Origin of the sequence: Actinoplanes sp. NPDC051346 (genome assembly GCF_040682215.1) — a bacterium.
Lineage (GTDB): Bacteria > Actinomycetota > Actinomycetes > Mycobacteriales > Micromonosporaceae > Actinoplanes.
The window spans coordinates 296,160-316,028 of the sequence record NZ_JBFBAJ010000004.1 but is presented as its reverse complement, the minus strand read 5'-3'; the positions used below and the strand labels follow the sequence as shown (position 1 = coordinate 316,028).

The 19,869-nt window shown below is 72.5% G+C and carries 21 protein-coding genes; 14 read left to right on the top strand and 7 right to left on the bottom strand.

The annotated features are described in order from the left end of the window. Positions 1 to 4 precede the first annotated feature (4 nt). From AB0M36_RS12750 to AB0M36_RS12730, 5 genes are all read right to left on the bottom strand, one after another. A complete protein-coding gene (locus tag AB0M36_RS12750) occupies positions 5 to 400 on the bottom strand; it encodes an HIT family protein (RefSeq protein WP_364155887.1) in 396 nt (131 codons plus the stop codon). A 48-nt stretch (positions 401 to 448) separates the two neighbouring features. After that, complete coding sequence (locus tag AB0M36_RS12745; protein ID WP_364155886.1) at positions 449 to 1,705, bottom strand: MFS transporter; 1,257 nt, start codon at positions 1,703 to 1,705, stop codon at positions 449 to 451. 67 nt (positions 1,706 to 1,772) lie between these two features. Next, positions 1,773 to 2,780, bottom strand: coding sequence for an NADP-dependent oxidoreductase (locus tag AB0M36_RS12740; protein WP_364155885.1), 1,008 nt, complete (start codon positions 2,778 to 2,780; stop codon positions 1,773 to 1,775). Between the two features lie 68 nt (positions 2,781 to 2,848). Next, positions 2,849 to 4,693: a molecular chaperone HtpG gene (htpG, locus tag AB0M36_RS12735; protein ID WP_364155883.1), complete on the bottom strand. Its 1,845-nt coding sequence runs from the start codon at positions 4,691 to 4,693 to the stop codon at positions 2,849 to 2,851. Between the two features lie 52 nt (positions 4,694 to 4,745). Beyond that, positions 4,746 to 5,528 carry a hypothetical protein gene (locus tag AB0M36_RS12730; RefSeq protein ID WP_364155882.1) on the bottom strand — a complete coding sequence of 261 codons (783 nt, stop codon included), beginning with the start codon at positions 5,526 to 5,528 and terminating at the stop codon, positions 4,746 to 4,748. Positions 5,529 to 5,713: 185 nt separating this feature from the next. Between AB0M36_RS12730 and AB0M36_RS12725 the strand changes: the two genes are divergently transcribed. From AB0M36_RS12725 to AB0M36_RS12715, 3 genes are all read left to right on the top strand, one after another. Further along, positions 5,714 to 5,983, top strand: coding sequence for a hypothetical protein (locus AB0M36_RS12725; RefSeq protein ID WP_364155881.1), 270 nt, complete (start codon positions 5,714 to 5,716; stop codon positions 5,981 to 5,983). 85 nt (positions 5,984 to 6,068) lie between these two features. Then, positions 6,069 to 6,842: an alpha/beta hydrolase-fold protein gene (locus AB0M36_RS12720; RefSeq protein ID WP_364155879.1), complete on the top strand. Its 774-nt coding sequence runs from the start codon at positions 6,069 to 6,071 to the stop codon at positions 6,840 to 6,842. A 75-nt stretch (positions 6,843 to 6,917) separates the two neighbouring features. Then, the gene (locus AB0M36_RS12715) at positions 6,918 to 7,286 is read left to right on the top strand and encodes a hypothetical protein (protein WP_364155877.1); all 369 of its coding nucleotides are present in this window, start codon (positions 6,918 to 6,920) and stop codon (positions 7,284 to 7,286) included. On the opposite strand, the gene AB0M36_RS12710 is transcribed toward AB0M36_RS12715, so the two are convergent. Continuing rightward, positions 7,252 to 7,626: a hypothetical protein gene (locus AB0M36_RS12710; protein WP_364155876.1), complete on the bottom strand. Its 375-nt coding sequence runs from the start codon at positions 7,624 to 7,626 to the stop codon at positions 7,252 to 7,254. The two genes, AB0M36_RS12715 and AB0M36_RS12710, sit on opposite strands and share 35 nt — an antisense overlap. 89 nt (positions 7,627 to 7,715) lie before the next feature. On the opposite strand from AB0M36_RS12710, the gene AB0M36_RS12705 reads away from it, so the two are divergent. Further along, entirely contained in the window at positions 7,716 to 8,600 is an 885-nt protein-coding gene (locus AB0M36_RS12705) for an ABC transporter substrate-binding protein (RefSeq protein WP_364155875.1), read from the top strand. Positions 8,601 to 8,603: 3 nt separating this feature from the next. Here AB0M36_RS12705 and AB0M36_RS12700 read toward each other — a convergent pair whose 3' ends face one another. After that, positions 8,604 to 9,398 (bottom strand): CDP-alcohol phosphatidyltransferase family protein, encoded by a 795-nt coding sequence (locus AB0M36_RS12700; RefSeq protein WP_364155873.1) that lies wholly within the window; start codon positions 9,396 to 9,398, stop codon positions 8,604 to 8,606. Between the two features lie 112 nt (positions 9,399 to 9,510). On the opposite strand from AB0M36_RS12700, the gene AB0M36_RS12695 reads away from it, so the two are divergent. The 10 genes from AB0M36_RS12695 (at position 9,511) to recQ (ending at position 19,864) form a co-directional block, all read left to right on the top strand. Further along, positions 9,511 to 10,494, top strand: a complete 984-nt coding sequence (locus AB0M36_RS12695; protein WP_364155871.1) for a 3-hydroxyacyl-CoA dehydrogenase NAD-binding domain-containing protein — start codon at positions 9,511 to 9,513, stop codon at positions 10,492 to 10,494. Then, on the top strand, positions 10,495 to 10,893 hold the full coding sequence (locus AB0M36_RS12690; protein ID WP_364155869.1) for a 6-carboxytetrahydropterin synthase: 399 nt from the start codon (positions 10,495 to 10,497) through the stop codon (positions 10,891 to 10,893). Further along, entirely contained in the window at positions 10,890 to 11,927 is a 1,038-nt protein-coding gene (locus AB0M36_RS12685) for a glycosyltransferase family 4 protein (RefSeq protein WP_364155868.1), read from the top strand. Before AB0M36_RS12690 ends, AB0M36_RS12685 begins: the two co-directional genes overlap by 4 nt. After that, on the top strand, positions 11,924 to 12,721 hold the full coding sequence (locus AB0M36_RS12680) for a class I SAM-dependent methyltransferase (RefSeq protein WP_364155867.1): 798 nt from the start codon (positions 11,924 to 11,926) through the stop codon (positions 12,719 to 12,721). The genes AB0M36_RS12685 and AB0M36_RS12680 overlap by 4 nt, the downstream gene beginning before the upstream one ends. Positions 12,722 to 12,782: 61 nt before the next feature. Then, on the top strand, positions 12,783 to 13,853 hold the full coding sequence (locus AB0M36_RS12675; protein WP_364155866.1) for a lysylphosphatidylglycerol synthase transmembrane domain-containing protein: 1,071 nt from the start codon (positions 12,783 to 12,785) through the stop codon (positions 13,851 to 13,853). Between the two features lie 37 nt (positions 13,854 to 13,890). Further along, positions 13,891 to 14,580 carry a dihydrofolate reductase family protein gene (locus AB0M36_RS12670; RefSeq protein ID WP_364155864.1) on the top strand — a complete coding sequence of 230 codons (690 nt, stop codon included), beginning with the start codon at positions 13,891 to 13,893 and terminating at the stop codon, positions 14,578 to 14,580. Positions 14,581 to 14,632: 52 nt separating this feature from the next. Continuing rightward, on the top strand, positions 14,633 to 15,277 hold the full coding sequence (gene ribA / locus AB0M36_RS12665; RefSeq protein WP_364155862.1) for a GTP cyclohydrolase II: 645 nt from the start codon (positions 14,633 to 14,635) through the stop codon (positions 15,275 to 15,277). 72 nt (positions 15,278 to 15,349) lie between these two features. Then, entirely contained in the window at positions 15,350 to 17,305 is a 1,956-nt protein-coding gene (locus AB0M36_RS12660; protein ID WP_364155860.1) for a SpoIIE family protein phosphatase, read from the top strand. Between the two features lie 50 nt (positions 17,306 to 17,355). Beyond that, positions 17,356 to 17,955 carry a DsbA family protein gene (locus AB0M36_RS12655; protein ID WP_364155858.1) on the top strand — a complete coding sequence of 200 codons (600 nt, stop codon included), beginning with the start codon at positions 17,356 to 17,358 and terminating at the stop codon, positions 17,953 to 17,955. Positions 17,956 to 18,019: 64 nt separating this feature from the next. Next, positions 18,020 to 19,864: a DNA helicase RecQ gene (gene recQ / locus AB0M36_RS12650; RefSeq protein WP_364155856.1), complete on the top strand. Its 1,845-nt coding sequence runs from the start codon at positions 18,020 to 18,022 to the stop codon at positions 19,862 to 19,864. Positions 19,865 to 19,869: the final 5 nt, after the last annotated feature.

The following is a 19,869-nucleotide window of genomic DNA, read 5'->3' as shown; positions in this document are numbered from 1 at the left end:
CGCGCTACCGGAGGGCGTCCACAATGCGCTTGTGGTGCGCGTCCAACTCCTCGCCGCTGACGTTGGAGTTCACCCTGGCGAAGTCGAAGTCGGCCATCTGCCAGGCGGGGAAGACGTGCACGTGGGCGTGCGGCACCTCGAACCCGGCCACCACGAGACCCACCCGGGGCGCCTCGAACACCCGCTTGAGCGCGGCGCCGACGGTGTGGCTCACGGTCATCACGTGCGCCAGCAGGCCGGGGTCGAGGTCCGTCCACTCGTCCACCTCGGCGCGCGGGACGACCAGGGTGTGCCCGGGCGTCAGGGGCGCGATGGTGAGGAAGGCGGCGACGTGGGCGTCCGACCAGACGATCCGGCCGGGGAGCTCGCCGTTGATGATTTGCGAGAAGATCGTCGGCACTGCGGGAACCTTCCTGTGGGCACGCCGGGTGCGGGTGCCTTTATGACATCACGGCACCGACACCGGGCGTGCCACCGGGCCCGCGGGTTTCGGCGCGGCGTCGAGCGGCAGGTCGCGCAGCCGGCGGATCGGGGTCGACAGGTAGATGATCGGTGACAGCACGGTGAGCGCCCCGAAGAGCAGCAGCGTGGTGCGGGCACCGAGCGGTCCGGCCAGGGCGCCGGCGAGCAGGCCGCCGAGCGGGATGGCGCCCCAGGAGACGAACTTGACCGTGGCGATCACCCTCGACAGCAGTTCTGGCGGGCTGGCGAGCATCCGGTACGTGCGGGTGGTCACGCTGAGCACCACGGTGGAGCCGGCGAGGACGAGGTTGCCGACGGCGAAGGCGACGTAGGCGGCGGTGCCGGTGCCGATCGGGATGACGAGCGCTCCGGCAACGCCGACGAAGGACGCGATGATCAGGCCGCGGGCGGTGCCGACCCGGTTGGTGAACCGGGTGGTCAGTGTGGCGCCGATGAGCGTGCCGAGGCCGTCGGCGGCGAGCAGCAGCCCGACCATGAGCGGCGACGCGTGCAGCTCGCGCACCAGGTAGAACGGGAAGAGGGCCAGCATCGCGCCGGACACGAAGTTCGACGCGGTGGCGTCCCACATGGCCGGCCCCATGATCGGGTGGCGGAGGACGAAGTGCCAGCCCTCACGGATCATCGTGACCATCGGTGGCCGGTCGGCCGGTCGCCGCACCCGCCGGGCCGGGAGGGTGCGCAGCAGCAGGGCGGAGGCCAGATAGCTGACGGCGTCCACGAGCAGCGTCGGCACCGCGCCCAGCAGCTGCACCGCGAGTCCGCCCAGGGACGGTCCGCCCAGCTGGGTGGCGGCGTGGGTGCCGGAGTTGAGGCTGTTCCGCGCCTGCAACTGCTCGGCCGGCACGATCTCCGGCAGGAAGGTCTGGTTCGCCACGTCGAACAGCACGTTGGCGACGCTCACGACCAGAGCCACCACCACCAGCTGGGCCACCGTCAGGGTGTCGAACCACCAGGCCGTGGGGACGGACGCGACGGCGAGCGCCCGGATCAGATCCAGGGCGACCTGCATGCCGCGCAGCGGCACGCGCTGCACGATCACCCCCGCCGGCAGGCTGAGGAAAAGGTACGCGACATAGCCGGCCGCCGCGATCACACCCATCTCGAAGGCCGACGCGTCCAGCACGGTCAGCGCGGTCAGCGGCAGGGCCACCCCGCCGACCGCCGAGCCGAGATGACTGGTCGTGCCGGCGACCCACCAGCGCCAGAACGTAGTAAGTTTCATAATGGAACTGACTATAGGGTAAGGGGGTGAGAGGAGTCGACCCCGCCGATCCGGTCGAATCCCGGCGTCAGGCGATCTTCACCAGGTTCTTGCCGACGGCGTCGCCGCGCAGCATGGCGAGGAAGGCCTCCGGAGCCGCCTCGATGCCCTCGAAGACGGTTTCGCGGTGCTTGATGGTGCCGTCCGCGAGCAACGGCGCGACCTCCCGGACGAACTCGTCGCGCAGGTCACCGTGGTCGCTGACCAGCATGCCGCGCATCGTCAGCCGCTTGGCGATGACCATGGCGAGGTTGCGCGGCGCCGGCGTCGGCTCGGTGGCGTTGTAGACGCTGATCATGCCGCAGACGCAGATCCGGCCGTGCACGTTGAGCGCCGCGATCGCCGCCTCGAGGTGGTCGCCGCCGACGTTGTCGAAGTACACGTCGATGCCGTCGGGGGCGGCTTCGCGCAGCTGGTCGCGTACGGGTGCGTCGTGGTAGTCGAACGCCGCGTCGAAGCCCAGCTCGTCGCGGAGGAAGGCCACCTTCTCCGCCGACCCGGCGCTGCCGATCACCCGGGCCGCGCCGCGGTGCCTGGCGAGCTGGCCGACGACCTGGCCGACGGCACCGGCGGCACTGGAGACGAAGACGGTGTCGCCGGGCTTGAACTCGGCGCTGCGCAGCAGGCCGGCGTACGCGGTCAGCCCGGTCATGCCCAGCACGCCCAGGTAAGCGCCCAGCGGCGCCACCGACGGGTCGACCTTGGCCACCGCTTTGGCCGGGAGCAGTGCGTACTGACGCCAGCCGAGGCCGTGCAGGACGGTGTCGCCGGGCTTGAGGCCGTCGGCCCCGCTGCTGACGACCTCGCCCACCGCGCCGCCCTCGAGCGCCTTGCCGAGCGCGAACGGCGGCACGTAGGACTCGCGGTCGTCCATCCGGCCGCGCATGTAGGGGTCGACGCTCATCACCAGGTTGCGCACCAGGACCTGACCGGGACCCGGCTCGGGCACCTCGGTCCGGGCGGTCTCGAACGTCTCGGCGGTGGGCCAGCCCTGAGGGCGCGCGGCGAGCCGGATTTCGATGGATTCAACGCTCATGATCCGACCCTAGTCCGGGCCTGGTGCCGCCCGGGCCCGCAACCGGGCCCGGGCGACGAAGATCATGATCAGACGGTACGGGCCAACCGGTCGGCGAGCAGCTTGGCGAACCGGGCCGGGTCGGTCAGGTCCCCGCCCTCGGCGAGCAGGGCGGTGCCGTACAGCAGCTCGGCGGTCTCGGGCAGGTCCGCGGCGGCGGCGTCCCGGGCGTACGCGTCGCGCAGGCCGGTGACCAGCGGATGCTCCGGGTTGAGCTCGAGGATGCGCTTGACCTGCGGCACCTGCTGGCCCATCGCCTTGTACATCTTCTCCAGGGTCGGAGTGATGTCGTCGGCGTCGCTGACGAGGCAGGCCGGCGAGGTGGTGAGGCGGGTGGACAGGCGCACCTCCTTGACCTCCTCGAGGGTCTCGCCCAGCCACGTCAGCAGCGGCGCGTACTCGCCCGTCGTCTCCTCGCTGGGCTTGGCGTCGGTGGGCAGGTCGACGGTGCCGCGGGCGATGGACTGCAGCTTCTTGCCGTCGTGCTCGCTCACCGCGTCGACCCAGATCTCGTCGACCGGGTCGGTGAGCAGCAGGACCTCGTACCCCTGGGCCTTGAAGGCCTCCATGTGCGGGGAGTTCTCGACCTGGGCCCGGCTCTCGCCCGTCATGTAGTAGATCTCGTCCTGGCCCTCCTTCATCCGCGAGACGTAGTCGGCGAGGGTGGTCGGCTCGTCGCCGGCGGTCGAGGCGAACGACGCGATGTCCAGGATGGCCTTGCGGTCGTCGGCCTCGCCGAGCAGGCCTTCCTTGACGGCGCGGCCGAACTCCCGCCAGAAGGTGCGGTACTTCTCCGGGTCCTTCGTCATGAGGTCCTTGATGGTGGAGAGGACCTTCTTGGCGAGCCGGCGCCGGATGAGCTGGATGTGCCGGTCCTGCTGGAGGATCTCGCGGGAGATGTTCAGCGACAGGTCGGCGGCGTCGACGACGCCCTTGACGAACCGCAGGTAGTCGGGGATCAGCTCGCGGGTGTCGTCCATGATGAACACGCGCTTGACGTAGAGCTGGATGCCTCGACGCCCGTCGCGCTGGAAGAGGTCGTGCGGCGCGCGCGCCGGGATGAACAGCAGTGCCTCGTACTCGAAGGTGCCCTCCGCCTTGAGATTGATGATCTCGAGCGGATCTGTCCAGTCGTGGCTGACGTGCCGGTAGAACTCGGCGTACTCCTCGTCCTTGACCTCGGCGCGCGGCCGGGCCCACAGGGCCTTCATGGAGTTGAGGGTCTCCGGCTCGCCCTCGCTCTTGACCAGGCGGATCGGGAACGAGATGAAGTCCGAGTACCGCTTGACGATCTCCCGGATCTTCCACTCGTCGGCGTAGTCGTAGAGGGCGTCCTCCTCGTCCTTGGGACGCAGGTGGACGGTCACGGCCGTGCCGACGGGCGCGTCCGTCACCTCCTCGATCGTGTAAGTCCCCTCGCCGGTCGACTCCCACCGCGTGCCGGTGTCCTCGCCGGCCTTGCGGGTGATCAGGGAGACGTTGTCGGCGACCATGAACGTGGAGTAGAAGCCGACGCCGAACTGCCCGATCAGCTCGGCGGACTCCTTGTTCTCCTTGAGCTGACGCAGCATCTCGGCGGTGCCGGAGCGGGCGATGGTGCCGATGAGTCCGACGACCTCGTCGCGGGACATGCCGATGCCGTTGTCGCGGACCGTCAGCGTGCGGGCGTCCTTGTCGGCCTCGATCGCGATGTGCGGGTCGTCGGCCCTCAGCGCCTCGTCGTGCAGGCCAGCGAGGCGCCGCTTGTCCAGGGCGTCGGAGGCGTTGGAGATCAGCTCGCGCAGAAAGATGTCCTTGTTCGAGTAGATCGAGTGGACCATCAACTGCAGCAGCTGGCGGGCTTCGGCCTGGAACTCCAGCGTCTCGGTGCTCATGTCGTCCCTCCGTGCGTACGAATATCTTCCGACGCCGATCGTATGACCCCGCCTACTCGAACGGGTCGCCGGTGGGCACGAGGGGCGGCCAGTCCACCGAGCCGGGGCCGGGCAGGCCGCCGGTGCCGGGCGCCCATGGAAACGCGTGGTCGTCGTCGGCGCCGCCCTGCGACTTCGCCGGCTCCGGCCGCGCCGGGGCGGGCTCGGCGGTGGCGGGCGTCGTGGCCGGGGTCGTCGCGGGCGTCGTGGCCGGGGTCGTCGCGGGCGTCGTGGCCGGCGTCGTCGCGGGCGTCGTGGCCGGCGTCGTCGCGGGCGTCGTGGCCGGCGTCGTCGCGGGCGTCGTGGCCGGCGTCGTCGCGGGGGTGGTGACGCTCGGCGGGGTGGTGGCGGGCCGCTGGGGCAGGGGGCGTGACGTCGGCCGCGTCGGCGTGGGCACCGGCGGAGGCGGCGAGAACGCCGGCGGGCGGGGGTCGACGGTCGTGCGCTGCGGGCCGACGGTCGTGCCCTGTGGAGCAACGGTCACGCCCTGTTGACCGACGATCGCGCCCTGTTGACCGGCGGCCGGCCGCGCCACGGTAGCGCCGGTCGCCGCCGTCACGGGCGCGGCGGGGGTCAGCGTGAGGATGCGCGAGGGTGCCCGCAACGGCGCTCCCGGGTGCGCCGCTCCCAGCTCCTCCTGCGCGCCGGCGACCACCGCCCGCCCGTCGCCCGACGCCGTGCCCCCGCCGCGCCCGTCGTCGATGGCCCCCAGCACGACGGCTCCCGTGCCAGAGACCAGGCACACCACCGCCATGCAGCCGATGATCTGCTTTTCCCGCCTCGTCAAATCAACCATGAAATGGTCATACCGGCACGAAGGTGATTTTCGCGTCGCTTCAGCAAGATTTCCCTCCCGTGTCGTGCCGGTCGCCCGAGGAGGCTCCTCTCACTCTGCGTAAGCCTTGCAGATGTCTAACTACTCTGGGTATCTTCGTCATTCACCGCCAACAGCGGCATGTCGGGTACTGAGCAGGAGAGATTGTGAAGCTGAGCGAGGTCGCCATGACCGCCGCTATCACCGTGAGTATCGCAGGTGTTTCTTACGCTACGTTGAACACCACGACTGCCACGCGCACCGCCACCAAGGTTGCCCAGCAGGCATCCTGCCGGACCGTCGACGCGGCGATCGTCGCCTACCAGGCGAAGAACCAGGCGGCGCCGACGCGGATCGCCCAGCTCAAGCACTTCGTGAACGGGGACGTCTCGGCCTACCGCATCGTCAAGGGCCAGGCGGCCGGACCCGGCTGCTGAGCGGGCGCCCTGGCAACGCCTGGGCATAATCGCGCGCATGGCCGCCGAACCGTCACGCGGGGTGACATCCCGCGTTGCAGGGGTCATGAACCGGCGCACCCTGCTGACCACCACCGCCGCCGCGGCCGCTTCCGTCGTGGCCGCCGGCGGCTACGCCCGCTACCGGTCCGGCGCCGAGCCGGTGATTCCCGACGTCCCGGCCGGCGACGAGCGTCTGGAACAGCGGGAGTCGCGGGAGCGCGGCCGCACCGTCGACTTCTACACCGCCGTGCCGCAGGGGCACGGCGACGGCCGCGGCCTGCCGGTCTGCCTGGTGCTCCACGGCGCCTCCACGACGGCCGCGGACTTCCCCGCTCTGGGGCTCGGCCGGTTCGCGACCGATTCGGTACGCCGTGGCAATCCACCGTTCGTGTTCGCGGGAGCGACCGGCGGGCGGCTGTCCTGGCGGCCGTCCGGCGGCGACGATCCCCAACGGATGGTGCACGAGGAACTGCCGGCCTGGTGCGCCGAGCGGCGCTTCGACACCCGCCGCCTCACGGCGTGCGGCTGGTCGATGGGCGGATTCGGCTCCCTGCTGCTGGCACAGACCTTTCCGGGCTTCGTCCGGGCGGTGGCGGCCTTCTCCCCCGCTGTGTCGCCGGGAGATGAGGTCTTCACTCACGCGGCCGCCCTGCGCGGCGTCCCGGTCGGCCTGTGGTGCGGGACCGATGACGGTCTCCTTACCGACGTCAAGGCGCTGGAGCGGGCATTGCCGCAGCCCAAAGCCGCCGGCGGGTACGCGGCCGGCCGACACAACTTCGCCTTCTGGAGCACCTGCCTGCCCGCCGCGTGCGACCTCGTCGCGCGAGTGAATGGGTAGAGCCCTTTACGACGGCGTCCGAGCGTCCGTAGCGTCAGTACTCAGTGCAACGATTCCGTAACGCTCGGAGGAACCATGCGCCGTACCACCGTCCTCGCCGGATTCGTCCTCGCCGCCCTCTGGATCGCCGCCCCCGCCCAGGCCTTCGCCCACAACGCCGTCCACAACGCGAGCCTGCACGCCCTCCTCGACGGACTGACCCTCGCGGTCGCCTCCGCGCCGGTGTGGACGGCGCTGCTGTGGCGCGGCCCCCGCCGCCTGGCGTTCGCCGCGCTGATCGCGCTCGTGCAGGTGCCGGTCGCGGTCATCGGTTTCGTGCCCATCGTGGACCCGTACCTGCATCTGGCGCTGTTCGTGCTCGCGCTGAGCCTCACCGGCGTCTCGCTGCACCTGGCACGCCGTGGCGCGGTCAGCGCACCGGCACCCGCCCGCGATCGACGGTGATCCACTCCCCGGTCGGCGCGCGGACGGCCAGTCCCGACACCGGGTCGTCCGGCGCCGCACCGGTCCGCAGCACCCGCACCACCGGGCAGCCCGCGGTCTCGGGATGCCAGAAGCCGGCCGGATCCCGGACCGCCGACCAGCGGCAGTGCTCCTCGTCGGTGAAGCCCCACGCCATCAGCAGGTCGCGACCGTCCATCGAGTACCGGCCGGCGGAGGAGACCCGATGGTCGTCGGTGCGGTGGAAGTACTCGGCGAGGAGTCCGGGCACGGTCACGCCCTCGAAGGCGGCATCGGTGACCGTCCGGTGCGGGGTGTATGAGTCGAGGTCGGGCATTGGCACGATCCGACCCTGCCACGGCCGAGCGACAAACCCGGCCCGGGACACGGCAAAGAACCACTTCGGGTGACGGTACGGCACACTGACCGGTCATGCGCCTCGTCTCCCTGCTGCCCTCCGCCACCGAGATCGTGTACGCCCTCGGCCTCGGCGACGACCTGGTCGGCGTCACCTTCGAATGCGACGAGCCGCCGACGGCCCGTGCCGAGAAGACGGTGGTGGTCGGCGGCCGCGACACCCGCGGCATGACCCCGAGTGAGATCGACGCCTACGTGAAGTCCCAGATGGCGGCCGGTGCCGACCTCTACACCCTGCACGCGGGCGCGCTCGCGGACCTCGACCCGGACCTGATCCTCACCCAGGACCTGTGCCGGGTGTGCGCTCTGCCATCCGGGCAGGTCTCCGGCGCCCTGGACCATCTGGGCTGCCGGGCGGACGTGGTCTCGCTGGACCCGTACTCGCTGGCCGAGGTGCTGGAGACCTTCGTCGAGGTGGGTGAGCGGGCCGGGGTGCCGCACCGGGCCGCCGCCCTGGTGTCCTCGCTGCGGGCCCGGCTCGACGCGGTCGCGGCGGCGGTGGCGGGTCGGCCCCGGCCCCGGGTGGCGGTCGTCGAGTGGGTGGACCCGCCGTTCACCGCCGGACACTGGGTGCCCGACCTGATCACGGCCGCCGGCGGCGAGCCGGTGGCCGCCCGTCCCGGTCAGCGCTCGGTGGAGACGACCTGGGCGGAGCTCGCCGCCGCACGACCCGAGGTGGTGCTGGTCACGCCCTGCGGCTTCCACCTGGAGGGCGCCGCGGACCAGGCGGCGCGGGTGGTGCCGCACTTTCCCGGTGCGCGGGTGTGGGCCATCGACGGTGACGCGCTGGTCGTGCGGCCCGGCCCCCGCGTGGTCGCCGGGGTCGAGGCGATCGCGGCGATCCTGCACCCGGACGTGGTGCCGCCCGCCCCGGAGGGCGCCGTCGCCCGGGTCGGCTGAGGATCAGGCGCTGACGGACGCGGGACGGCGGGAGGGCCGAGCGCGGCGTGCCACCGGGACGCGGCGGGCGGGCGCGACCGCGGCCCGCCGAGCCTGCTCGGTGCGCCACAGCCACGCGATGTCGCGCCCGAACGACCAGGTGAGCGAGATCAGGGCGCCGGCCAGCGCGACGAACGCCACCGGCTCCGGCAGCAGGCTCGCGGTCGCCACCACCAGCACGACGCCCTGCGCCGCGGCGACGACCTTGCGGGAGAACTTCGGCGGAAGAGCGCCGTTGAGCCACGGCGCGGCCCACGAGGCGGCGACGAAGGCGTACCGGAAGGCACCGATGGCGACCGTCCACCAGCCGAACGCGCCGGCGATGAAGACGCTCAGCACGAGGATGAGGAACGCGTCGATCTCCATGTCGAAGCGGGCCCCCAGCGGCGTGGTGCTGTTCGTCCGCCGGGCGACCTGGCCGTCCACGCCGTCGAGGGCGAGGGCGACCCCGACGAGGGCGACCAGCGCCGGCAGGGCGACGGGCCGCTCGAAGGAGGTCACCACGAGGGCGGTGACCGCACCGACCAGCGTCGCCCGGCCCAGGGTCACGGCGTTGGCCGGCCCGAGCACGCGCATGCCGGCTCGCCGCATCCCGGCGCGGAGCAGCAGGCACAGCGCCACCGCATAGGCCGTGCCGACCAGCCAGCCGGCCAGGCTCAGCCCGGTCGTCGCGGCCAGCAGCGCCATGAGCACGAGCTGGACGACCACCCCGGCCAGGGGTCCCCGCTCGGTGCGGGCGGTCATCGTGTCGATACTCATAGTCACGCGCCTCCGGGTATGCAAGATCAGGTCCCGCGTATGGTTGCCGCAGTTGCCCCTGAACACGCACGGTCCGCGCGTTCGGTTCACCCGTGGCGAGGAGATTCACCCGATGACAGGTACGGCGAGCGCGTTCTGGCTGGTCACGCCCGGCAAAGGCGAGATACGGACGGTGCGGTTGCCCGACCCCGGACCCGGCGAGGTCCTGGTCCGCACCCTGCATTCGGGCGTGAGCCGGGGCACGGAGACGCTCGTTTTCCGCGGCGGGGTGCCGGAGAGCCAGCACGCCGCCATGCGCGCGCCGTTCCAGGAGGGCGACTTCCCGGCCCCGGTCAAGTACGGCTATCTCAACGTCGGTGTGGTCGAGCAAGGCCCGGCGAAACTGCTCGGCCGCACGGTGTTCTGCCTCTACCCGCACCAGACCCGCTACGTCGTCCCGGCCGAGTCGGTGACCGTCGTGCCGGACTCCGTGCCGAGCGCCCGGGCCGTCCTCGCCGGCACGGTGGAAACCGCGCTGAACGCGCTGTGGGACGCCGCGCCCCTGGTCGGCGACCGGATCGCCGTCGTCGGCGCCGGGATGGTCGGCGCCGGCGTCGCCGCGATCCTCTCCCGCTTCCCCGGCGCGCGGGTGCAGCTCGTGGACGCGAACCCGGACCGGGCCGCCGTCGCCCGCGCGATGGGCGTGGACTTCGCGCTGCCGGCCGACGCCACCGGCGACTGCGACCTCGTCGTGCACGCCAGCGCCACCGCCGCCGGCCTGACCCGCTCGCTCGAACTGCTGGCCGACGAGGGTACGGTCATCGAGCTGAGCTGGTACGGCGACCAGCGGGTCAGCGTACCGCTCGGCGAGTTCTTCCACTCCCGCCGCCTGACCATCAGGAGCAGTCAGGTCGGCGGCATCGCCCCGGCCCGGCGCGGTCGACGGACGTACGCCGACCGGCTCGCCGTCGCCCTGGACCTGCTCGCCGACCCGGTCTTCGACACGCTGCTGACTGGCGAATCCGACTTCGCGGAGCTGCCGGAGGTCATGCCCCGGCTGACCAACGGCGAGCTACCCGCACTGTGCCACCTGATCACCTATCCGACTGGAGAGTGAATGTTCAGCGTCACCGTCCGTGACCACATCATGATCGCGCACAGCTTCTCCGGCGAGGTCTTCGGACCCGCCCAGAAGCTGCACGGCGCCACGTTCGTCGTCGACGCGACCTTCAAGCGCCGCGAGCTGGACGACGACAACATCGTGGTCGACATGGGCCTGGCCGGCCAGCAGCTGCACGCCATCTGCGCGGGCCTGAGCTATCGCAACCTCGACGACGAGTCCGACTTCACGGGCGTCAACACGTCGACCGAGTTCCTCGCCAAGGTCATCGCCGACCGGCTAGCCGACAAGGTCGCCGCCGGCGAGCTCGGCGCGGGCGCGGGCGGGCTCACCGGCATCGCCGTGACCCTGCACGAGTCCCACATCGCGTGGGCCGGCTACGAGCGAGACCTGTGACCGATCCGCTCTACGCGGTGCTGCCGGGCGACATCGACGACCCGGCGGCACCCAGCGGCGGCAACACGTACGACCGCCGGGTCCTGACCGGGCTGGCCGCGACCCGCGAGATCCACGAGATCGCGGTCGCGGCGCCCTGGCCGTACCCGTCGAAGGACGACGAGGCCCGCCTGGCGGGCGAGCTACGGGCGGTGCCCGACGGCGCGACGGTGCTGATGGACGGTCTGGTGGCGTGCGCGACCCCCCACGTCGTCGAGGCGCAGGCGGGTCGCCTGCGCCTGGTCGTTCTCGTCCACCTGCCGCTCGGCGACGAGACCGGGGCCGCGCCGGACCTGCCCGCCAGGGAACGCCGCACCCTGCACGCCGTCCACGCCGTGGTGGCGACCAGCGCGGGCGCCGCCCGGCGCCTCGAACACCTGCACGGCCTCGCGGCGGGCAGCGTGCACGTCGCGCTTCCCGGCGTCGATCCGGCGCCGGAGACCGTGGGCAGCGCGGCCGGCGGCCGGCTGCTCTGTGTGGCGTCCGTCACCCCGCGCAAGGCCCAGGACGTGCTGGTGGAGGCGCTGCTCACGCTCGACGATCTCGCCTGGGAGTGCGTCTGCGTCGGCGCCCTCGACGCCGACCGCGACTTCGCCGCCGGGGTCCTGGCCCGCGCGGGCGACCGCGTGCGATTCCCCGGCACCCGCGCCGGTGCCGCGCTGGAGGCCTGTTACGCCTCCGCCGACCTGCTGGTGCTGCCGTCGCGCGCAGAGACCTACGGGATGGTGGTCACCGAGGCCCTCGCGCGGGCGGTCCCGGTGCTCGGCACCCGGGTCGAGGGCGTGCCGGAAGCGATCGGCCGCGCACCCGACGGCACCGTTCCGGGTGGGCTCGTGCCGCCCGGCGACGTACAGTCCCTGGCCGGTGCCCTGCGACGGTGGCTCACCGACGACGGTCTGCGCCGACGATGGCGCACCGCCGCCCGGGACCGCCGGGGCACGCTGCGCGGCTGGGACTCCACGACACGACGATTGAGCGAGGTACTCCACCCATGACCGGAGAGTTCAGCACCGGCTGGCTGTCGCTGCGCGAGCCCGCCGACGCGGCCGCCCGTGCCACCGACCTGATCGACCTGCTCCCGACCGGCGACGGTCTCGTCGTGCGCGACCTGGGGTGTGGCACCGGCTCGATGGCGCGCTGGCTGGCGCCGCGGCTGCCCGGGCCGCAGCGGTGGATCCTGCACGACCGCGACCCGGCGCTGCTGGCCTACGCGGCCGCGCACGTCCCGCCGGCCGCGGCGGACGGCAGCCCGGTGACCGTCGAGACGGTCGAGGGCGACGTGACGTCGCTCACGCCCGACGACCTGCGTGGGGTGTCCCTGGTCACGTGCTCGGCGCTGCTCGATCTGTTCACCGCCGACGAGGTCCGGGCGCTGGCCGAGGTCTGCGTAGAGGCCGGCGCCCCCGCCCTGTTCACCCTGTCGGTCGTCGGCGAGGTGACCCTCGACCCGCCGCACCCGCTCGACGCCGAGGTGGCCGCCGCGTTCAACGAGCACCAGCGCCGCGAGATCGGCGGCCGCTGGCTGCTCGGGCCGGAGGCGGTCGGGGCGGCGGCGGAGGCCTTCGCGACCGCCGGGGCCGCCGTGACGACGCGGCCGAGCCCGTGGCGGTTGGGTCCCGGGCAGGCCGCGCTGAGCGCCGAGTGGCTGCGCGGCTGGGTCGCCGCGGCCGCCGTTCAGCGCCCCGACCTGCCCACCGACGACTATCTCAAGGCGCGGCTGGCGGCGGCGGAAGCCGGCGAGCTGCGGGTCACGGTCGGGCATCAAGATCTTCTGGCGCAGAAAGTCTGAACCGTCCGCCGCCACCCGGACGTATGTGATGCGTGAAGGGTGATCGCGGAGGGGACGGCAAATGAACCGATCGATCTGGGCGTGGGTGCGAGTGCTCGGCGGGGTGACCATCCTCGCCGTGCTGCTCTGGCGCCTGGGCACGGGCGCGTTCCTCGACGGGCTGCGGGTGATCGACGCGGGCACCGTGGGCGCCGCGTTCGCGATCGGCGTGGCCACCACGGTCCTCAGCGCCTGGCGCTGGTGCCTGGTCGCCCGCGGTCTGGGCCTGCGCCTGTCCCTGCGGGGCGCGATCGCCGACTACTACAAGGCGTTGTTCATCAACGCGGCTCTGCCGGGTGGGGTGCTCGGCGATGTCGACCGGGCCGTGCAGCACGGCAGGGACGCGGGCGACGTCGGTCGCGGCGTACGCGCGGTGGTGTTGGAACGCACGGCCGGGCAGATCGTCCTGGTGACGGTGGGCCTCACCGTGCTGCTGACCGTACCGTCGCCGGTCCTGACGCAGCTGCGGGAGCACGGCCGTACGGTCGCGATCGCGGCCGCCGCCACCGCCGGCCTCGCGGTCGTGCTGGTCGTGGCGATGGGACGGATGCGGCGCGGAGCGTCCCGGTGGGCCCGCGCGGCCCGCACCGCGATCAGCGAGATCCGCACCGGCCTGCTCGCCCGCCGCAACTGGCCCGGCATCGTGCTCGCCTCCACCGCCGTGCTCGCCGGGCACCTGGCGACGTTCGTGGTGGCGGCCCGCGCGGCCGGCTCCGACGCCTCGCTGCTGCGCCTGGCCCCGCTGATGCTGCTGGCCCTGCTCGCCATGACGCTGCCGCTGAACATCGGCGGCTGGGGACCCCGCGAGGGCGTGACGGCGTGGGCGTTCGGCGCCGCGGGCCTCAGCGCCACCCAGGGCCTGACCATCGCGGTGGTCTACGGACTGTTCGCCTTCGTGGCGGCGCTGCCCGGCCTGGCCGTCATCGCCGCACGGGCGCTGGCCCGGGCCCGCACCAGGGCGACCCGCCCGGCGACGATCGCGACCAGGCCGGCGGCGATCGCCACGCGGCCGGCGCCCGTCGCCATCGAGATCCTCGCGGCGCGACCGGCCCTCGCGCTGCCCGCACGGGAGCTGGTCGGCAGCAGTGCGTGAGTGTGCCATCACCCTCGATGCCGATTATGTTGGGTCCGTGGAAGATCGACCGTACGTCCTGCTGAGCTGCGGCATGTCCATCGACGGATATGTCGACAGCGCCGGCGACGAGCGGCTGCTGCTCTCCAACGACGACGACTTCGACCGGGTCGACGAGGTCCGTGCCGGCTGCGACGCGATCCTCGTCGGCGCCGGCACGGTCCGCCAGGACAACCCGCGGCTGCTGATCCGCGACGAGGCCCGGCGCCGGTCCCGGGTGGCCCGCGGCGAGCGGCCCGACCCGGTCAAGGTCACCGTGACCGGCAGCTGCGACCTCGATCCGCGGGCCCGCTTCTTCACCCTCGGCGAGGCGGAGAAGCTCGTCTACTGCGCCACCCCGGCCGTGCCGTCGGCGCGGCACAAGCTGGACGGCCTGGCCACGGTGGTCGACGCCGGCGCTCCGATCGACCTGCCCGGTGTGACCGCCGACCTCGCCCGCCGCGGCATCGGCCGGCTCATGGTCGAGGGCGGCGGCAGCATGCACACCCAGTTCCTCACCGCCGGGCTCGCCGACGAGCTCCAGCTGGTGGTCGCGCCGTTCTTCGTCGGCGACTCCAAGGCGCCCCGTTTCGTCGGCGACGGCGCGTTCCCCTGGGGTCCGCACCGCCGCGCCGACCTGATCGCGGTCCGCCAGATCGGCGACGTGGTCCTGCTGCGATACGCCCTTTCCGACCGGTTCCAGGAGTGATGCGTTGACCGCCGTGATTGAACCCAAATCCGACCACCGAAATGGGGACCCGATGGGAACGCTGGGCTGGAAGGACGTCCCGCAAGCCACCGTACGGACCCGCGTCACGGTTCCCCTGCGCTTCGCCGACGGGTACGCGACCACGGCACGCGTACTGACGTTCGACGGCCTCGTCGACGGCCGTGAGCACCTGGCGCTGGGCCTGGGCGACTGGGAGAACGCGATCGGCGACGCTCCGCTGGTGCGCCCGCACAGCGAATGCCTGACCGGCGACGTCTTCGGCAGCCAGCGCTGCGACTGCGGTCCCCAGCTGCGGGAGGCGGTGGAACGCATCGCCGGCACCGGCGGGCTACTGCTCTACCTGCGCCAGGAGGGCCGCGGCATCGGCCTGTACGCCAAGCTCGACGCGTACGCGCTGCAGGAGGCCGGGCTCGACACGTACGAGGCGAACGTGGCGCTCGGGCGGGGCGAGGACGAGCGCGACTACACGGCCGCCGCGCAGATGCTGCTGGCACTCGGCGCCGACAAGATCCGGCTGCTGAGCAACAACCCGGACAAGGCCGCCCAACTGCAGGCGTACGGGGTGGAGATCAAGGAGCGGATCCCGACCGGGGTGCACCTGTCCCCGGCCAACCTGCGGTATCTCGCGACGAAGGCGACGCACACCGCGCACACCCTCGACATCCCGGGACTCTGACCCGGACACCCAGGTTGGTGAACCCGGGACTCCCGGGGTGCCAATCGGCGCGGCGGGCAGCATGATGTTGCGATGGGCGACGAGGAGTTAGGTGATCCCCTGATCACCTCGGCCGCCGAGCAGATGCCGTTCATCGTCTTCGTCTGCGAGGGTCCCGAGCTGCGGATCGTGTGGGTGAACGCGGCCACCCGCGCCCTGATGCCCGGCCGCGACGTGGTGGGCCGCCCGCTCGCCGAGGCCGTCTCGGACGTCGACGGCCAGCAGTGGATCGAGATGTACGCGAGCGTGTACGCCACCGGCGAGCCGGTCGCCGGGGCCGAGTGGCGCGCGACGCTCACCCACCCGGACGGCTCGACGCGGGAGCTCTACACCAACTTCACCATCAGCGCCTGGCGCCGGGAGGACGGCACCATCCGCGGTGTCATCGGCGCCGGCTTCGACGTGACCGAGATCGTGCACGCCCGCCTCGCTGCCGAGAACCGCACCGCCGAGCTGCGCGAACGCTACGAGCAGACCCGGGACGTGATCACCGCCCTGCAGCGGGAGCTGTTGCCGGAGGGGCTGCCGGTGCTGCCCGGCGCGCAGATCTCGGCCAGCTACCTGCTCGCCGACAGCGAGCGGGCGGCCGGCGGAGACTGGTTCGACGCCATCGTGCGCCCCGACGCCACGGTGGCGCTGGTCGTGGGTGACGTCGTGGGACACGGCGTCGCCGCCTCCGGAGTGATGGGGCAGCTGCGGGCGGTATTGCACAACCGGCTCGACGACGGCGCGGATGTCGGCGAGGCACTGGCCGCGGCCGACCGCTTCGCCCGGCGGCTGCCCGCCGCCCACGCGACGACGGTCTGCGTCGGCATCCTCGAGACCGTCCGCGGGACCTTCACCTACTGCACGGCCGGGCATCCGGCGCCGTTGCTGGTCACGGCCGCCGGGGAGGCCCGGTTCCTGCCCTCGACCGGGGGCACGCCGCTCGGCACAGGTGGCAGGTTCGGCCTACACACCGAGGCTGTCGACACGGGAGACCTGATACTGCTCTACAGCGACGGCATTCTCGAACGCCCCGGCGTGGCGCTGTCGGAGAGCCGGGCCGAGCTGGCCCGTACCGCCGCGCGGGCCGCCGCCGGCCGGGCCTTGCACGATCCGGGCACGACCGCCGCGGAACGGGTCTGCGCCCAGACCGTCGAGCTGATGGTCCGGGCCACCGGCCACCGCGACGACATCACCCTGCTGGCCGCGCAGCGCGTGGACCCGCCGTCCGTCCTCACCCTGGACCTGCCCGCGGAGCTGTCCTCGCTGCGGACGGGCCGCTGCGCGCTGGCCGAATGGCTGGCCACCGTCGGCGCCGGCGATCAGGACATCTTCGTGCTCCAGCACGCGATCGGCGAACTGCTGACGAACGCCATCGAGCACGGCTACGACGGCGTGCCGGACAAGGACGACGTCCGCCTGACCGTACGCCTCACCCCGGCCGGCGAGATCGGTGCCGAGATCACCGACCACGGCTCGTGGCGCGAACCGACCCGCAAGTCACTGCGCGGGCGCGGGCTCGCCCTGACCTCCCAGCTCGTGAACGACATGCGGGTGGTGCCCGGCGCGAGGGGAACCGTGGCCACGATCCACCACCCGCTGCGACGCCCCGCGCACGCCCCCGGCCCGGTCGACCCGCCCACCGGGCAAACCGCTCCCGGCGAGCCGCTCAGCGTCGAGGACACCGGCGAGACCGAGGTCCGCGTCACCGGTACGGTCGACGCCGACAGCGCACCGGAGCTGCGGCAGGAGCTGCTGCACCGGACCCGGGGCGGCAACCTCCCGCTGGTCGTGGACCTGACCGGGGTGTCGCATCTCGCCAGCGCCGGCGTCTCGGCCCTGCACCACGTGGTCGCCCAGCACTGCCAGCAGGGCGGCGTTCTGGACCTGCGCGCGGCGACGGGCAGCCCGGCGCAACTCGTGCTCGACCTGGTCGCGCTGCCGCACCAGGCCGACCCGGCGAAGCGGACCGACCACCAGGCCGGCCAGCCGCTGCCGCGCTGACCGGGGGGTTCGGGCAGCGAGGTCTGCCCGCGAGGCCTATCGTGGCGACCATGACGACTGTCGACTTCTACTTCGACCCGGCCTGCCCGTTCGCCTGGATCACGTCCCGCTGGATCCTCGAGGTCGAGAAGCAGCGCGAGCTCGACCTGCGCTGGCACGTGATGAGCCTCTACGTGCTCAACGAGAAGCGTGACGTGCCGCCGGCCTACCGCGAGCTCATCGACCAGTCGCTGGGCGTCGTCCGCGTGGTCACCGCCGCCGCGCACCACCACGGCGACCAGGTCCTCGGCCCGCTGTACACGGCCCTCGGCAACCGGATCCACCGGCAGGGCGTCAGGGACTCCGAGCGGCTGATCGGCGAGTCGCTCGCCGAGGTCGGCCTGCCCGCCGAGCTCGCGGCGGCGGCCGACACCGACGAGTACGACGCCGAGCTGCGCCGCAGCCACCACGAGGGCATGGACCCGGTCGGCGAGGACGTCGGCACACCCACCATGCACATCGACGGCGTCGCGTTCTTCGGCCCCGTGCTCAGCAGCATTCCGCGCGGCGAGCAGGCGGTCCGCGTTTTCGACGGCGCGGTCGCCCTGGCCAGCTACCCGGACTTCTTCGAGCTCAAGCGCACGCGTACGGGCGGATTGAACTTCGACTGAGCGACCGGCCGGCCGTCGTCCACAGGGTGCGGCCCGCTCGTGGCGGAGTCACTAAACTCGCGGGGTGACTTCCGCTCCCCCGCTCGCCGGACCCGCCTTTGACGTGCTCAACCGGATCTTCGGCTACGCCGACTTCCGCGGTGGGCAGCGAGAGATCATCGAGCACGTCATCGGCGGCGGCGACGCCCTCGTGCTGATGCCCACCGGCGGCGGCAAGTCGCTGTGTTACCAGATCCCGGCGCTGGTGCGCCAGGGCACGGGCGTGGTGATCTCGCCGCTGATCGCCCTGATGCAGGACCAGGTCGACGCGCTGCGCACCCTCGGCGTGCGGGCCGGATATCTCAACTCGACCCAGGACGGCGACGAGCGCCGCCTCACCGAGCAGCTCTTCGTCGCCGGCGAGCTCGACCTGCTCTACGTCGCCCCCGAGGGGCTCGGCGTCGCGTCCACCCAACGCCTGCTCGACCGGGGCAGGATCTCCCTCTTCGCGATCGACGAGGCGCACTGCGTCTCGCAGTGGGGCCACGACTTCCGGCCCGACTACCTCAACCTGTCGATGCTGCACGAGCGCTGGCCCGAGGTGCCGCGCATCGCCCTGACCGCGACGGCGACCAGCGCCACCCGCGAGGAGATCGCGACCCGGCTCGACCTCACGGGCGCCCGACACTTCACGGCCAGCTTCGACCGCCCCAACATCCAGTACCGCATCGTCGGCAAGAACGAGCCGAAGCGCCAACTGCTCGACCTGCTGCGCACCGAGCACCCCGGCGACGCGGGCATCGTCTACTGCCTCTCCCGGGCCTCGGTGGAGAAGACCGCGGAGTTCCTCACCCAGAACGGCGTCGCCGCGCTGCCGTACCACGCGGGCCTCGACTCCCGGACCCGCGCCACCAACCAGAGCCGCTTCCTGCGCGAGGACGGCCTGGTCATGGTCGCCACGATCGCGTTCGGCATGGGCATCGACAAGCCCGACGTCCGGTTCGTCGCCCACCTCGACCTGCCCAAGTCGGTCGAGGGCTACTACCAGGAGACCGGCCGGGCCGGGCGCGACGGGCTGCCGTCGACGGCCTGGCTGGCCTACGGGCTGCAGGACGTCGTCCAGCAACGCAAGATGATCGAGACCTCCGACGGCGACCTCGCGCACCGCCGCAACCTCGGCGCCCACCTCGACGCGATGCTGGCCCTCTGCGAGACGGTGCGGTGCCGGCGCGCGCAACTCCTCGCCTACTTCGGCCAGTCAGCCGACGCCACCTGCGGCAACTGCGACACGTGCCTGACCCCGCCCGAGTCCTGGGACGGCACGGTCCCGGCCCAGAAGCTGCTGTCGACGGTGCTGCGACTCCAGCGCGAGCGCGGCCAGAAGTTCGGCGCCGGCCAGTCCATCGACATCCTGCTCGGCAAGAGCACCGACAAGATCGCCCAGTTCCGCCACCAGGAGCTGTCGGTCTTCGGCATCGGCACCGACCTGCGCGAGCAGGAATGGCGCGGCGTGGTCCGGCAGCTCCTGGCCCAGGGCCTGCTCGCGGTCGAAGGCGAATACGGCACCCTCACCCTCACCGACGCGAGCGGCGCCGTCCTGCGCGGCGACCACCAGGTGATGATGCGCCGTGAACCGGAACGCACCCGCGCTCCCCGAGCCCGCCGCGCGTCGTCGGCACAGGCCACCCCGGCCGCCGACCTCGACCCGGCCGCCACCGCGCTCTTCGAACGCCTCCGCGCCTGGCGCGCCGCGGCCGCCCGCGAGGCCGGCGTCCCCGCCTACGTCATCTTCCACGACGCCACGCTGCGCCAGATCGCGTCGCTGCGCCCGGGCTCCCTCGCCGAACTCTCCACGGTCGGCGGCGTCGGCGAGACCAAGCTGGCCAAATTCGGCCAGTCCGTCCTCGACGCCCTGGCCTCCCCCGAATAGGCGGC